Source organism: Granulosicoccus sp. 3-233 (genome assembly GCF_052681095.1).
This window is the reverse complement of record NZ_JBQYLE010000015.1, coordinates 20,223-35,844: the sequence shown is the minus strand read 5'-3', so window position 1 is coordinate 35,844 and position 15,622 is coordinate 20,223. Positions and strand designations below refer to the sequence as shown.

The window sequence follows — 15,622 nt, the reverse complement described above, 5'->3', positions numbered from 1 at the left end:
ACCTCCGCTTTGATTCAAAGCTGGCAATGTGCACGCCACTTGCAATGATTGACCATCTACAAGCGGAACACGCGCCCTCGATTCAAGCACTCGACGTCCCATGGAATCTGCTCAGTTCGGAAGCCTTGTCTTCTTCCTGACCTGCCTGTTTTCTATCTCTGCTTGCACTGTGGTGGCCGATGTGGGCACAGTCAACCCGATACCTGTTGCCGCTACCAAGGTCTCGACATCGGAACCTGCGACTGCCAATCATTATCGGCCGCCTGTTGCAGTCAACTGGCAGCTTCAACTGCAAGGCGTAGCGAACACGGCTCATGACGCCGACCTCTATGTCGTGGATCTGTTCGATACGCCTGTATCGACGATTTCCGGGCTGCAGAAGCGCGGTGTCGCAGTCATCTGCTATTTCTCGGCTGGTACCCACGAGAAATGGCGCTCCGATGCCAATGAGTTCAGCGCATCTGACCTGGGGGACCCGCTTGAGGACTGGCCCGGCGAACGCTGGCTTGATGTCAGAAGCCGAAACGTCAGACGTATCATGGCAACTCGTCTGGACATGGCCCTTGCCAAAGGCTGTGACGGAGTTGATCCCGACAACGTGGATGGTTACAGCAATCAGACAGGGATCGAGCTGATGCGCAACGACCAACTGTCATACAACCGCTACCTCGCAGGTCAGGCTCATGCCAGAGGCCTGGCCATAGGTCTGAAAAACAGCGTCGGCCTTGCTGGTCAATTGATCGACGACTACGACTTCACGGTCAACGAATCCTGTGATCGCCATGATGAATGCGATGAACTGGACATTTTCATTCGCCAGGGTAAACCGGTACTGCACGTGGAGTATCGTCCGGAATTTCGCCTCAGGCCCAAGGTTTTCACCAAGTTTTGCCGTCATTTTCAGGACAAACGATTCAGCACCCTGGTCCTCCCGCGAGATCTGGACGACGACTACAGACTGAGCTGTCAGTAACAGGCTGCTCCTGGAACGAGAGCGCGCTTGTCGTTACCCGAGTAGACGAATGCTCTCCTCGGGTGTCATGCCTGTTCGAAGAAGGATTCATTGTTCAAATCCCCCTGCCCGGCAAGAAAGAGATATGCGCCAAGAAACTGAATAACAAACAGATTCTGTAACGTTGACGTACGTCTGATTATCGTTGAACAGCCATACCGGTGGAGCGTTACTTGCTCGGATTCCGGCCTAACCGAGGCGCCTACTGAACAGCGCCCACGCATGCCGGGCGTTCAATGATTGATAAAAAATGCACATGTGAAAGCATGGTTTCTCGTGGAAGGAATTCAGTGAGATTCCGCATCAGCCGAGCGATAGGTCTCGCGTTGATCATTCTGGGATTCCTGTCACATGCACATGCAGCCGTCGACGTGGACAGGATGTCATCCCCTACGATTCATGTCGCTAGTAGCGCCGGCTTCGTCGGAATGTACGCCGCTTACCAGATCACCAACAACAGCAGCTCGGACATCACGGATCTCTGGGTGGGTACCGAGAACTTCTCGGGATCGATTATCAGCACGGGGTCAGGGGAGGACGGCTTTGTATCACTTGGCCCTCTGGCTGTCGGTCAGACGACCACCGCATTCATCTACCTGCAAGCGAGTGCGGTAACCAGTGGAGAGACTCACGACGTTACCGTTTACAATGGTATTCCCTCGACTCTGGGTGGTACAGGAACGCAATTATTGGCAACGCCAGTAACTCTCGGAGGCTCCGGAGATGGCAGTGGCGTGCAGAATGGCTTCGCTGTTCAGTTCCTGCTCGATTCCATTGATACCGCTGGCAACAACGCCAGCACGGTTGATTCGATTGTCGTCAGCCCCGGAGCACCAGCACTCGGTAGTACCCTGTCAGTCACGGTGACTGGCAGCACAGGCAGCGCAGGTGGTGCCTTTGCGGCAACGCCGGCCGTTCTGTCCGATTGGCCAGCAGACAGCCTGCAGTTGGTCAGCACGTCAATCGAGATGTCCGGTGGTAATACTCTGAGTGCCTCCGACACACTCTATCTTTCCGGCCTCAACAGTGTGGACTCCAGCTATACGAGCACGTTCCGCTTCCTCGTAGCAGGGCCAAACACCGCGTCAAGTGCCATAGTTCCGGTCAACTACCACAGTAATCTCGGCATTCTCCAGCATACCGGAAATATCGACGCCAACTCATACCCACCCATTCAGCCAGTAGAGAATTTCGTCAGTATTGCTACAACTGTGGATCCGGCCATTCTGGACTCAGGTGGTGGAACCACAACCTATACCGTACAACTGAGCAACACCGGTGGTGCCGATGTTGAATTGCGGAGCATTCTCGAGAACCTGCCCAGACCTGTTACGGGATTCATCACTTACGTAAGCAACTCAGCCACTTTCAATGGCATCTCCTACCCTGACTCGAAACTGACCAGATCATCCAGATTGCACGATTGGGCAGGACCGTTTCTCGTTCCCGCGTCAACCACAGCGTCATTCACCTACGATGTGAGCTATAGCACAATCCCGGATGGCCCCTATGACAACAGGTCACTGGCCCGCATCGGGCTGACTCAAATCGATACCACGACAGATACGAGCGACGATGCAGCAGCTGTTGCGACCCTGGTCGTCGGCACACCACCCATCGACACCGATGGTGATGGAGTACTCGACCTGCTCGATGAAGATGATGACAATGATGGCATACCCGATGTCGATGAAACTGGCCTCGATACTGATTTCGACGGCATGAATGACTCGCTTGACATCGACTCTGACAATGACGGCATTGTCGACAACATCGAAGCCCAGACATTCTCGAACTACGTAGCACCAACCGGCATCGATACCGATGGTGACGGTCTGGATGACGCCTACGATCCGGATGATGGTGGCAGCGTTTTGATAATCGTGAACAGCGACGGCCTGGATCAAGCGGACTTCCGTGACACTGATAGTGATAATGACGGCGTTTCAGATCAAATCGAAGCCTACGACCTGAACGCTGACGGTATACCGGATGTCCTACCCGCGCCAGCCAATGCCGATGAAGATGGCGATGGTGTAAGCGATTAGTCCGATCCAACCGACAATGATGTCTGCCAGCCTTCCCGATTCGGCAATGGCTGCACGATCGATACCGATGCTGATGGTACTCCCGACAGTGTTGAAGGAGAGTTTTCCGATAGTGACAATGATGGCGCACCCGACTATCAGGAGTCCTCATCCACCGATACCGACGGTGATGGAGTACCCGATCAGTCTGACGCCAACAACAACAATGCCTGCCTGCCTTCGCAGTTCGGTAGCGGGTGTACCACCGATACGGATGCGGATGGAACGCCGGACAGTGTCGAAGGTGAATTCACCGACAGCGATGGTGATGGTACGCCGGATTATCTGGAATCCTCATCCGCCGATTCCGATGGTGACGGTGTAAACGACCAGGCTGACCCCACTGACACGCCTGCCGATCCCTGCCAGCCATCGCAATTCGGGGCCGGCTGTACCACCGACACGGACGGAGACGGCACACCCGATAGTGTCGAAGGCGAACTCACCGACAGCGATGGTGATGGCACTCCTGACTATCAGGAGTCCTCGTCCACGGACACCGACGGTGATGGTGTGTCTGATCAGGATGATCCGACCAATAATGATGCCTGCCTGCCTTCACAGTTCGGCAATGGGTGTTCGACTGATACCGATTCCGACGGCTCGCCCGATAGCGTTGAAGGACCGACGTCAGATAGTGACAATGATGGCACTCCCGATTATCAGGAGTCCTCCGTAAATGATACTGACGGTGACGGCGTACCCGATCAGTCTGACGCCAACAACAACAACGCTTGCTTGCCTTCGCAGTTCGGCACGGGCTGTACTACCGACACCGATGCTGATGGCACGCCGGATAGCGTCGAAGGAGAGTCGACTGACACTGATGGTGACGGCACGCCTGACTATCAGGAATCCTCATCTACCGATACCGACGGTGATGGTGTGTCTGATCAGGACGACCCGACCAATAATGATGCTTGTCTGCCTTCACAGTTCGGCACCGGCTGTACCACCGATACCGATTCAGATGGCATGCCCGACAGTGTAGAGGGGGAACTCACTGACACAGACGGTGATGGCACACCGGATTACCAGGAGTCCTCTTCCGCCGACACCGATGGTGATGGTGTATCCGATCAGGATGATCCGACCAATAATGATGCCTGTTTGCCCTCCCAGTTCGGCACGGGCTGTACTACCGACACCGATGCTGATGGCACGCCGGATAGCGTCGAAGGAGAGTCGACTGACACTGATGGTGACGGCACGCCTGACTATCAGGAATCCTCATCTACCGATACCGACGGTGATGGTGTGTCTGATCAGGACGACCCGACCAATAATGATGCTTGTCTGCCTTCACAGTTCGGCACCGGCTGTACCACCGATACCGATGCTGATGGCACGCCGGATAGCGTCGAAGGAGAGTCGACTGACACTGATGGTGACGGCACGCCTGACTATCAGGAATCCTCATCTACCGATACCGACGGTGATGGTGTGTCTGATCAGGACGATCCCACAAATAATGATGCTTGTCTGCCTTCACAGTTCGGCACCGGCTGTACCACCGATACCGATTCAGATGGCATGCCCGACAGTGTCGAAGGGGAATCGACTGACTCTGATGGTGACGGCATTCCCGACTATCAGGAATCCTCATCCACCGATACCGATGGTGACGGTGTGTCTGATCAGGACGATCCGACCAATAATGATGCCTGCCTGCCCTCTCAGTTCGGCACGGGCTGCACCACAGACACCGATGAAGATGGCACGCCCGACAGTGTCGAAGGGGAATCGACTGACACTGATGGTGACGGCACGCCCGACTATCAGGAGTCTTCATCCAGCGATACCGATGGTGATGGTGTGCCTGACCAGGACGACGCCACCAACGACGATGCTTGCCTGCCTTCGCAATTTGGTACCGGCTGTAATACCGATACTGACGAAGACGGTACCCCAGATAGCGTTGAAGGAGAATCAACCGATACCGATGGTGACGGAACGCCTGACTACGAGGAATCTTCCACTGTAGACACCGACGGTGACGGTGTATCCGATCAGGACGACCCGACCAATACTGATGCCTGTTTGCCCTCCCAATTCGGCACCGGCTGCGCCACAGACACTGACGAAGACGGTACGCCGGACAATGTCGAAGGCGAGTCGACTGACACTGATGGTGACGGCACACCGGACTACCAGGAGTCCTCTTCCACCGATACCGACGGTGACGGTGTGTCTGATCAGGACGACCCGACCAACGACGATGCCTGCCTGCCCTCCCAGTTCGGCACGGGCTGTACCACAGACACTGATGAAGATGGCACACCCGACAGTGTTGAGGGGGAGCTTACTGACACTGATGGTGACGGCACGCCTGATTACCAGGAATCTTCATCCACCGACACAGACGGTGATGGCGTATCAGACCAGGACGACCCCACCAACGACGATGCCTGCCTGCCCTCGCAGTTCGGCACGGGCTGTACCACAGACACCGATGAAGATGGCACACCCGACAGTGTTGAGGGAGAGCTTACGGATACCGATGGTGATGGCACCCCCGATTATCTGGAGTCAGCAACAGATGATACCGATGGTGATGGTGTACCTGATCAGAGAGATCTCAATGATAACGACAATTGCTCTCCAACAACCTTCGGCACTGGCTGTACAGCCGACTCCGATGGCGATCTGATCCCTGATGCCGAGGAAGGAAGATTCACTGATACCGATCTAGACGATGTTCCTGATTACCGCGATACCGATAGTGACAGTGATGGTATTTCGGATCGCTTCGAAACTTTTGAAGGTGCCCTGATCGATACTGACAGTGATGGCACCCCCGATTACAAGGACCTCGATTCGGACAACGATGGCATTGCCGATGTAGCCGAAGGCGCACTCGATACCGATGGCGATGGAACTGCCGACTTCAGGGATACCGATTCGGACAACGATGGCATACCTGAAACCATTGAAGGAGCTGTCGACTCTGACAGCGACGGTATACACGATTACCGTGATCTCGATTCGGATAATGACGGTATCCCTGACGCCACTGAAGCAGGATCAGACCCGAGCCATCCAATGGACAATGACCTTGATGGCGCCCGTGATTACATCGATCCGGACAGCGATGGCGATGGCATCAATGACAGTGTCGAAGCCGGTAGCGAACCCTTCGTTCAGCAAGACACCGATTCCGATGGTACGCCCGATTATCTGGATCTCGACTCGGATAACGACGGTATCCCTGATGCAGAGGAAGGCCTCGTCGATACCGATGGCGATGGAATACCCAACACGCTCGATCCGGATTCCAACAACGACGGCATTGCCGATAAACTGGCCGGCAACGGTGACCTGGATAATGACGGTATCGCCAACTACCTCGATGATGACATTGATGGCGACGGACTGGCGAATGCTACCGAAACTGCCGCCGATACCGATGGCGACGGCAATCCCAACTATCTGGACAGTGACAGCGACGACGATGGCATCACCGATATCATTGACGGTTCAGGTGATGCTGATGGTGATGGCAGCCCCAACTTCCTGGATATCGACAGCGATGGCGATGGCATTGGCGATGCCCTGGAGATGGGGTCCAACCCGACTGCACCGGTCGACTCGGATGCGGATGGTCAACCGGATTATCTGGACACGGACTCGGACGCCGATACCGTCCCCGACGCCATCGAAGGCATGGTGGACAGTGACGCCGATGGCCTGGCCGATTACCTTGACACCGATAGCGATGGCGATGGCATTGCCGATGCTCTCGAAAACAGCATCGACACAGACCTCGATGGCGCCGATGATCGCGTGGATCTCGACAGTGATGCCGATGGCATCAACGACTCGGTAGAGGTTGGGTCAGACTTGGCACATCCGCTGGACACTGACCAAGACGGCCTACCCGATTTTCGAGATCCGGACAGTGACAATGACGGAATCAGCGATGCCGACGAAGGGATTACCGACAGCGATGGCGACGGTATCCCCGATGCCAATGACCCGGACTCCAACAATGACGGCATTCCCGATTCATTCGGCCAGGGCGATGCCGACGGAGACGGCATACCCGACTATCTGGACAGCGATATCGACGGCGATGGCATTGCCAACATCAGCGAAAGTGGTGCCGGTCTGGATACCGACACCGATGGAGACAGCATTCCGGATTTCCTGGATTCGGATAGCGATGGCGATGGCATTCCTGATCGCATGGAAGGCATTCTCGATACCGATGGCGATGGCATACCCAATTTCATGGATATCGATTCGGATGGCGACACGCTTGCAGATTCACTGGAAGCCGGAAACAGTCCCGACTCACCCGTCGACACCGACGGCAACGGAGTCGCCGACTATCTGGATACCGATTCCGACGGAGATTCATTGCCTGATAGCCTGGAGGGCAATATGGACTCCGATGAAGACGGGCTCCCGGACTATCGAGACACGGACTCCGATAATGACGGTCTGCCGGATACCATTGAAGGCGCAGTTGATACCGACAATGATGGTATTCCCGATGTCGTGGACTGGGATTCGGATAACGATGGTATCCCGGATGCGATCGAAGCCGGCAGTTCTCCGGCAACACCTCAGGACAGTGATCAGGACGGCATTCCCGACATATCCGATCTGGACAGTGACAATGACGGAATACTCGACAGCCAGGAAGCCGGCAAGACGCCTTCGAACCCCAGAGACACCGACGGCGATGGTGTCATTGATGCACGAGACCTTGATAGCGATAACGATGGCTTGACTGATGCTCTGGAGGCTCGCAGCAATGACATCAACGATGATGCGGTGTTCGACGGAGCCGATGATATCAACGACAATCGCTTTAATGATGAGCTGCAATCGGTTCACTTGCCGGTTCAGGACTTCGATGCTGACGGAGTTCCCGATTATCGTGACCGCGATAGTGATAACGATGGTTTGTCGGATACGATGGAAACTCAGGGCACACTGGCGGACCGAAACCGTGACGGTATCGTCGACGGATTCTCGGATGCCAATGAAAATGGGTTGGATGACTCCCTGGAAAGCCGGTTCACACGCGTCGTACCCGACGATATCGACAACGACGGCTCTCCCAACTTTCGTGACATCGACTCCGATGGCGACGGCATTCTGGATCTCGTGGAAGCTGGAGGAGAAGATTTGAATAACGATGGAATCGTTGACAGCCTCGCCGACCAGGACCAGGACGGTATTCCAGATAGTGTGGATGTGGATTTCACGCTGGGCAACGATTCTGATGCCGACGGAATTGATGACAAGGCTGATTCGGACTTCAACCACGACTCACTCGATACCGATTCAGATGGCATCATCGACGATTTTGATCCGGATCTGGATGGCGACGGATTCGCCAACTACCAGAATGATGGTGCCGGTATCACAGGGGAATTACCGGACTCGGACAACAATGGTATTCCAGACTATGAGCAAGTCAACAGTCCGGATATTGCCTCGGCAACACCTGAACTCGTGATTCACACGGGTCTTTCCGGATCCGGTTGTTCCATCAAAGCCCGAACTACAGGATCCCCTGACCCGGTACTACCACTTCTGGCACTGATTGCCTTTGGCGTACTGATGACACGCCGAGGCACAACGTTGCAATCCGACTCGAACTCGGCAAGAGACGCCTTGCCGAGTATCGATGCCAGTCAATGACCCATGGCCCTGCCTGAGTAACTCGGCTACCTGCAGATTTTTTCCAGAGAACTATGCACCTGCTGCGACGGATTTTCTGGCCAACTCTGCGGCAGGATCAAAACAGACTTTCTCACCGAAACAGAGTGCTTGACTGTCCGTCGATCTCACCTGTTCGACACTCAGTAGAATCTCACCAGCGTCGGTATAATGAGCATTCGACTGACTGGCCATCCATTCATCGGGTGGCAGCAGCGTTGATGCACGATGAGTCACATTCCAGACGAAATAGTGATGAGGAATGGTGATTCGTGCGTTCAATCTGTCACGAACCTGAGCAACCTGCTCATAGCTCAGTACATGTTGCGAACCGTCGATCGGTAATAGTGCAATATCGATTTTACCCAGAGCATCCCAGACAGCCTGCGGTGGATTGGGTCGGTTGTCGCCCCAATGCAGGATACGTAAACCAGCCGTTTCGATGACAAGTATGGAGTTGTCAAACGATCGCCAGTTATCGGGAGGAACAGTTTCCATCGCTGTCAGCTTTCGCGTCAAGCCTGCCCAGTCATATACGCCATGTGTGGAGTCAGAGACGTGTTTGTCCGCAATACCTGAAATTACGGCATCAGCAAATTCGAACCGCCCAACCAGTCTGTCGATCAGCGTACTGGCATGCAGTGAATGCAGGTTGTCGTGATCGAAATGCGCATGTGTTGACAGGCCGATATCTACCTCGCAACGCGGAAAATCGTAGAGATACCAGTCCCAACCGCCCCAGGGTGGATTGCGCCACGGGTCGATCATCAACGACAAGCCGGCAGGCGTAGTGATTCGAAAGCAGGACCCACCAAAGTATGCCAACTTGATGGTTTTCGTTCCTGCTTCCTGCGATTGCTCTTCACTCTGGAGGGCAATCATCCGGTTGTTGTTTTCGCTCTGTTTCCAGGCCCAAAGTCCTTCCTTGCTGCGATCTCTCATGCTGTTTCTCGGGCTTGCCTCAGATGAGGGTGCGCTCTACCCCCTCTTCCATTTCTATCTGCAAGGCATCATTGAAGCGATTGAAAAAGCCGCACAAGGCAATTCGTAACGTCAACTCGACGATCTGCTCTTCACTGAAATGCTTTTTCAACTCGATGAAGACACCATCGCGCATTCTGTTGAAGTCATTGGTCACCTGCACCGCATAATCACGCACCAGCAGATCCACTTCATCGAACCCGTCTGGCGACTCGCTCAGAATGTCGCCAATGGCCTCCGCACTGAGGCCGTGTTCCAGAGCACGAGGAGCGTGGTGCGCGATACAGTATTCGCAGCGATTGATCGTGGACACCACGACCAGCGCAATCTCCAGATAACGCTTGGACAGAATCGCATCGTCATGCAACTCCAGAAGCAAGCCCATGATGTGCTTCAATGCCGCCGGGCGATGAGCAAACACACGCACCTGATTCAGAAACGGACCGTATTCCCGAGCATAACGCTCGTAAATCGGACGTACATCCTCCGGTACCTGCGAAACATCAACATCACTGACACGTGCCATTATTCAGACTCCTTGTTTCTGGTGCGGGGAGCGACAACGACTGCGCTCCCCGATTGCTTATCAGTATTCGAGGCGTTCGATGACAACATCTTCGCCATCACGAATCTCGGATAGCTGAAAATCTCGGCCCAAGACCATACCTTCTTCGTCGAATTCGATCGAGCCGGACGCTCCGGAGTAGTTGATCTCCTCGCCCGCACGCAACGCTGCCAGTCCATCTGCCAGATTGTAGACAGTCGTCTTGCCCTCACCGGTGGTCACCTCCCACACGGCTTTTGCAATGTCCGGCCCTGCCGTGCTACCAGCCTTTTCAATTGCCAGCAACAGGGTAGTCATTTGATCACGACCTGCTGTTCCAAACGGATGTTGCACGGAATCGGATTCATCAAGCCCGGCTTCCAGCAGGTATTCCTTGTAGGCAGACGAATTGATGGCGGGAACCGGAAATCCGTGGATGATCCCTTCTGCCGCTCCACCGATGGCCTCCTTGAACTGAGGTCCGGTGGCCAATGAGGTGGTAATGACCGTGCCTTCGTAGCCCTGACGATAGAGCTCCTTGTAGACAGCCGTGAAGTCGGTGACATAGGATGGAACGAACACAGCCTGTGGGTTCTTCTCGATCAGCTGAGTGACTTCCGAGCGGTAACTCGACTGCTGCGCATTGTAGTAGAACGGTTCGTTGAGCAGCGCATCCTCACCCACGATCTCGATGAAACCATCCATCATGGACCGGGTGAAGTCGTTGTTCAAAGCCATCAGACCATAGGTCTCGATGCCTCTGGACTTGACCAGTTCACCGATGGCACGCCCCCAGATTGGAGACAGTGGCTGGAAGTTGAACACCAGACCCTTCTCATCTGCTACCGGAATATCGGATGAAGAAGAGGTGCACATCTGTACGACATTGGCCGCCTGGCATTTGGGCATGACGCCCAGCGTCACGGATGAAGAGAACGTACCAACGATGGCGCACACGCCATTGACATTGATCAGCTTGTCAGCGGCCCGCACGGCGGTTTCGGGGTTGGTTTCGGAATTCTCCTGAAACAGGCGTACTTGCCTGCCGAGTATGCCACCAGCAGCATTGACGGCATCCACCACGCGTTTGTGTGCTGCGGTAATGTTAGGACCGAAGGGTGCGCCTCCGCCGGTATTGGGCGTCAGGGAACCAATGGCGATGTCACTCTCCTGAGCACGCAGGAATGAGGGAACCAGAAGCGCGGCAGTACTTGCTGCCAGGAAGCTACGGCGATTCATGTGAAAGCTCATCTTGTCTATCTCCTTTTCAGGTTATCCAGCGATATTGTCTTTTGTGTAGGTAAATTTCGGTTCTGGCAGCAACCCTCTTGGCCGCAGGCGCAAGGTGACAATCAGCAGCAGTCCGATGGTGATGATGCGCACTGAACTCATGGTTTCCGCATCCAGCCATGGCAGGACATCTCCGAAAAAGCGGGTGCCTTCCAGGAACATGATCACCGTCCCCGCACCGATCAGCAGACCTCGGTTGTTTCCTGCGCCACCGACAATCACTGACATCCAGATGAACATGGCCACCGTGGGCATGAAGACTTCCGGACTGATGTTCTGCGAATAATGCGCATACAGCGCACCCGCGAGCCCCATGAAACCGCCACCAATGGCGAAGATCTGAATGCGATGACGAAACACGTTCTTGCCCAGTACACCGGCCACCACATCATCTTCGCGTATGGCGCGCAAGGTACGCCCCATGGGAGCCTCGCGAATGCGCTCGCAGATCCAGTAGGTAATGGCGACGAAGAAGGCAACAAATGCCAGATAGAACACAGGGTAGTTCTCTGGTGCTACCAGCGATTGAAAGGGCTGAGCCTCGATGCGCAAGCCTCGTGGCCCCTCGGTGATCTGATCTTCGTTCAGCACAAGCAGCCGGATGACTTCACCGACTCCCAGCGTGACAATGGCAAGGAAGTCTTCTCGCAAGCGCATTGACAGCAGTGCCACCAGACCACCCGCGGCAAACCCCGCGGCTATGGCCATCGGAATGCTCAAACCGAGTGGCCAACCAGCCTTAGCCGACAGCAATCCCGACGTATAGGCACCCAACGCATAGAAGCCCGCAATCCCGAAATTGACCATGCCTGTCAACCCCCACTGCAGGTTCAAGGCCAGGGCAAGAATCATGAAAAAGCCAGCGTAGGTGGCCATTGATACCAGATATGCGCTCATTTCTTTATCTCAGCTGTGCCGAACAGACCCTGCGGCCGTAACAGCAGAAAGATGGCAATGATCACGAAACCGACCGCTATCTTGTAGGTCGATGGCAGAACCAGAATGGTCAGCTCCTCAGCCAGCCCCAGCAACAAGGCGCCGAGAATGGCCCCATAGGGGGACCCGATACCCCCCAGTATCGCGGCTGCGAAAATCGGGATGGTCAGATTCCAGCCCACAAGAGGTTCAATCACCAGATCCAGCCCTGCAAACACACCGGTCAACCCGAATATGGCACCGCACAGGACCGTGGTCAGTGCCGTGATTTTCGCTGCATCGACACCGCGGATGGCGGCCAGCATCGGGTTGTCTGCGACTGCCCGCATGGCACGGCCTGTACGCGTATGGCGGAGCAACACATGCAAGCCTGTCGCCAGCACCACAGCGCAGGCGATGATCTCTACCTGCTCCCTGGTGATCCGCGCACCCCAGAACTTCCAGGGCCGCTCCAGCGGAATATCGAATCCACGTACGTCGGCTGAAAAGAACAAACGCACCACACTCTCCAGAATCAGCGTCAGCGCAATCGACACGACCAGCAAAGTCACCGCGGACTGATCCTGCATGGGTTTGAACACCCATACATGGGCCAACCAAACGACGAATCCCGTGAAGAGCATGGCGCCAAGCGTTGCCAGAGGCAAAGGCAACCCCAGCGGAACATTGAAGGTATAGGCAGCGAATGCACCTACGGTGATGTAGCCACCGATGGCAAAGTTCGGAAACTTAAGAACACCAAACAGCAAGGAGAACGCCATTGCCGGCGGTGCTATCAAAGCGGCATTCACCAGAGCATTGACGAATATCTGCAGATTCATATACGCGACCCCAAATAGAGTTCGGAAACATCCGCCGAGTTCAACAGTTCCGATGCGGCCCCCTGCATGGCTATACGTCCAGCGGCCATGACAATCCCTTCGTGGGCGGTCTTCAATCCCTGCAGCGCATTCTGCTCCACCATGAGGATGGCGACACCTTCGGCGTTGACTCGACGAACCGTTTCGAACATCTCACCAACCATCAAGGGAGACAGCCCCGCTGACGGTTCATCAAGCAGCAGTACCTGTGGCTCCAGCATCAGGGCCATCCCGAAGGCCACCATCTGACGCTGGCCGCCCGACAGATTACCCGCCGGAACACGAGCCAGTGGTTTCAGATCGGGGAACATATCGTAGATCCTGTCGCGCGCTGCCTGTGTTCGTGCCTCATCCTGCCAACCGCCCATGGCCAGATTCTCGTGAGTCGTCAATGCGCGAAAGACATTGGCCTCCTGCGGAACGTAGGCCATGCCTGATCCAGCGACTCGTGCAGCTGGCAGACCCGCCATCTCGGCACCCGCTACGCGAATACTGCCATCCATAGCTGGCACTACACCGGCAATGGTTTTCAATAGTGTTGATTTCCCCGCACCATTTGGTCCGATGATGCACGTGATCTGTCCTGCTGACACTTGCAGGGAGATGTCATCACAGATTACCGTGCGCCCATAACCCGAGCGCAAGCCGGACACGTACAAGATTGCTTCAGTCAAGAAATACGCCTCCAAGATAAGCCTCGATGACACGCGGATCTTCCCTGATCTGTTCAAAAGGCCCTGCCGACAGATAACTTCCCTCCGTCATCACGACAACAGGATTACAGAGCTTGCCGATCAGATCCATGTCATGTTCGACGATCAGGAATGTCTTTCCGTAGTCGGAATTCAAGCGTCGGATCATGTCCATCAGGGTTCCCATCAATGCAGGGTTGACACCTGCTCCCGGCTCGTCCAGCAGGATCAGATCACATTCGATCATCAGTGTTCGAGCCAGCTCCAGCAGCTTCTTCTGGCCCCCGGACAGATCCGCAGCGTATTGGTCACGCAGTGGTGTCAGTGCTGCTATATCCATGACTTCCAGAGCACGCTCGTACACTCCATTGTCGGACTGTGCGACCGCTCTGGGCTTGGCAAACAATGGGAACAGCTGCTCGCCCAATTGCTGTTGCGGGGAGAGCATCAGATTTTCAAGTACCGTCAGTCGTCCGAATTCTCTGGACAACTGGAATGTTCTTATCATGCCCAGTCTGGCGCGCTTGTAAGGGGCCATTCGAGTCACATCCTGCCCCTTGTACAATACCTTGCCGGCTTGCGGACGTATGACACCACTCAACAGATTGAACAGCGTGGATTTCCCCGCGCCGTTCGGCCCTATCAGCCCCGTGATGGAACCTGTTTCAACTTCCAGCCCCATATCGCTGACGGCCTGAACACCGCCGAAACGTCGGGACAATCCACTGGCAGACAGCATGACGCTCATGCTACCGCCCTCTCGAGTCGATCGGTCAACAGCTGTGTCAACATCGCGCGAACGGCACGAGAGGCTGCCGGATTGGGTGAGAACATCTGCGCAACGCGTTGTCCACGCAAGGTTGAGGCAATGGTGGCAATCAAGGCATCACACTCCTTGTTCGACAAGCCGGCCTTGCCAAAGGCGCGACGACCCGCTGCGTTATAGCTCTTGAACATGCGTCCTACCCAGGAATCCAGATGGGCCTTGAGTTCCGGATTCCCGCGTGCTGCCAGGGTCATGTCAACCGTGACTGATACATGGGTTTCGGCCATGGCCCCATCCCATAGTGCATCGACAAACATCCTGGGGTCAGGCTTGTCTGGGTCACATTCCGCTCGCAGCGCATCGGTCGCGACAACGACGCCGTTCCACATTTCACCAGTGGCGTACATCACCAAGGCCACCTTGCTACTGAAGTGATGCAACATCGCACCGCGCGACACCCCGGCACGCTTTGCAATACTGGTAGTGGTCATGTTCACGAAACCCACCTCACTCATCAGAGCGATGGTTGCACGCCGTAAAGCGTCGATGGTTTCAGCTGAGCGCTCTGTCTGGGTTCGACGCACAACACCCTTGTCAGTACTGCCTTTTTCCGCCGTTTGCTGTTTCTCATCGGACATGGATGACTCGCTCTCTCATAGGCAACATATGACCTCAACTTACAAACAGCATTGATTGTTTGTTTGTGATGACTCAGTTCTACACGCTTTTTCGGAGAATTGGAAGGGGGGATTCTGCCGAGAAAGCGCCCTCTGAAGGACAT

11 protein-coding genes are annotated in these 15,622 nt (G+C 55.2%); 3 read left to right on the top strand and 8 right to left on the bottom strand.

Annotated features, from left to right (window positions below; genetic code table 11):
* The first annotated feature begins 100 nt into the window (after positions 1–100).
* The 3 genes from ACUNV4_RS26945 to ACUNV4_RS26935 all read left to right on the top strand — a co-directional run bounded on the left by ACUNV4_RS26945 (position 101) and on the right by ACUNV4_RS26935 (position 8,754).
* On the top strand, positions 101–973 hold the full coding sequence (locus ACUNV4_RS26945) for an endo alpha-1,4 polygalactosaminidase (protein WP_430881764.1): 873 nt from the start codon (positions 101–103) through the stop codon (positions 971–973).
* A gap of 329 nt (positions 974–1,302) precedes the next feature.
* Positions 1,303–3,060 carry a hypothetical protein gene (locus ACUNV4_RS26940; RefSeq protein ID WP_430881763.1) on the top strand — a complete coding sequence of 586 codons (1,758 nt, stop codon included), beginning with the start codon at positions 1,303–1,305 and terminating at the stop codon, positions 3,058–3,060.
* Positions 3,061–3,612: 552 nt separating this feature from the next.
* Positions 3,613–8,754: a JDVT-CTERM domain-containing protein gene (locus tag ACUNV4_RS26935; protein WP_430881762.1), complete on the top strand. Its 5,142-nt coding sequence runs from the start codon at positions 3,613–3,615 to the stop codon at positions 8,752–8,754.
* 51 nt (positions 8,755–8,805) lie between these two features.
* Here the strand turns inward: ACUNV4_RS26935 and ACUNV4_RS26930 are convergent, their stop codons facing one another.
* From ACUNV4_RS26930 to ACUNV4_RS26895, 8 genes are read right to left on the bottom strand one after another with little or no spacing between them, the layout of a single operon-like run.
* Positions 8,806–9,714: an MBL fold metallo-hydrolase gene (locus ACUNV4_RS26930; RefSeq protein WP_430881761.1), complete on the bottom strand. Its 909-nt coding sequence runs from the start codon at positions 9,712–9,714 to the stop codon at positions 8,806–8,808.
* A 19-nt stretch (positions 9,715–9,733) separates the two neighbouring features.
* Positions 9,734–10,279 carry a carboxymuconolactone decarboxylase family protein gene (locus tag ACUNV4_RS26925; RefSeq protein WP_430881760.1) on the bottom strand — a complete coding sequence of 182 codons (546 nt, stop codon included), beginning with the start codon at positions 10,277–10,279 and terminating at the stop codon, positions 9,734–9,736.
* A gap of 60 nt (positions 10,280–10,339) precedes the next feature.
* A complete protein-coding gene (locus ACUNV4_RS26920; protein ID WP_430881759.1) occupies positions 10,340–11,536 on the bottom strand; it encodes an ABC transporter substrate-binding protein in 1,197 nt (398 codons plus the stop codon).
* 33 nt (positions 11,537–11,569) lie between these two features.
* Positions 11,570–12,484, bottom strand: a complete 915-nt coding sequence (locus ACUNV4_RS26915) for a branched-chain amino acid ABC transporter permease (RefSeq protein ID WP_430881758.1) — start codon at positions 12,482–12,484, stop codon at positions 11,570–11,572.
* On the bottom strand, positions 12,481–13,344 hold the full coding sequence (locus tag ACUNV4_RS26910) for a branched-chain amino acid ABC transporter permease (RefSeq protein WP_430881757.1): 864 nt from the start codon (positions 13,342–13,344) through the stop codon (positions 12,481–12,483). Before ACUNV4_RS26910 ends, ACUNV4_RS26915 begins: the two co-directional genes overlap by 4 nt.
* Complete coding sequence (locus tag ACUNV4_RS26905) at positions 13,341–14,057, bottom strand: ABC transporter ATP-binding protein (RefSeq protein ID WP_430881756.1); 717 nt, start codon at positions 14,055–14,057, stop codon at positions 13,341–13,343. The genes ACUNV4_RS26910 and ACUNV4_RS26905 overlap by 4 nt, the downstream gene beginning before the upstream one ends.
* The gene (locus ACUNV4_RS26900; protein WP_430881755.1) at positions 14,050–14,823 is read right to left on the bottom strand and encodes an ABC transporter ATP-binding protein; all 774 of its coding nucleotides are present in this window, start codon (positions 14,821–14,823) and stop codon (positions 14,050–14,052) included. The genes ACUNV4_RS26905 and ACUNV4_RS26900 overlap by 8 nt, the downstream gene beginning before the upstream one ends.
* Entirely contained in the window at positions 14,820–15,479 is a 660-nt protein-coding gene (locus tag ACUNV4_RS26895) for a TetR/AcrR family transcriptional regulator (RefSeq protein WP_430881754.1), read from the bottom strand. Before ACUNV4_RS26895 ends, ACUNV4_RS26900 begins: the two co-directional genes overlap by 4 nt.
* Positions 15,480–15,622: the final 143 nt, after the last annotated feature.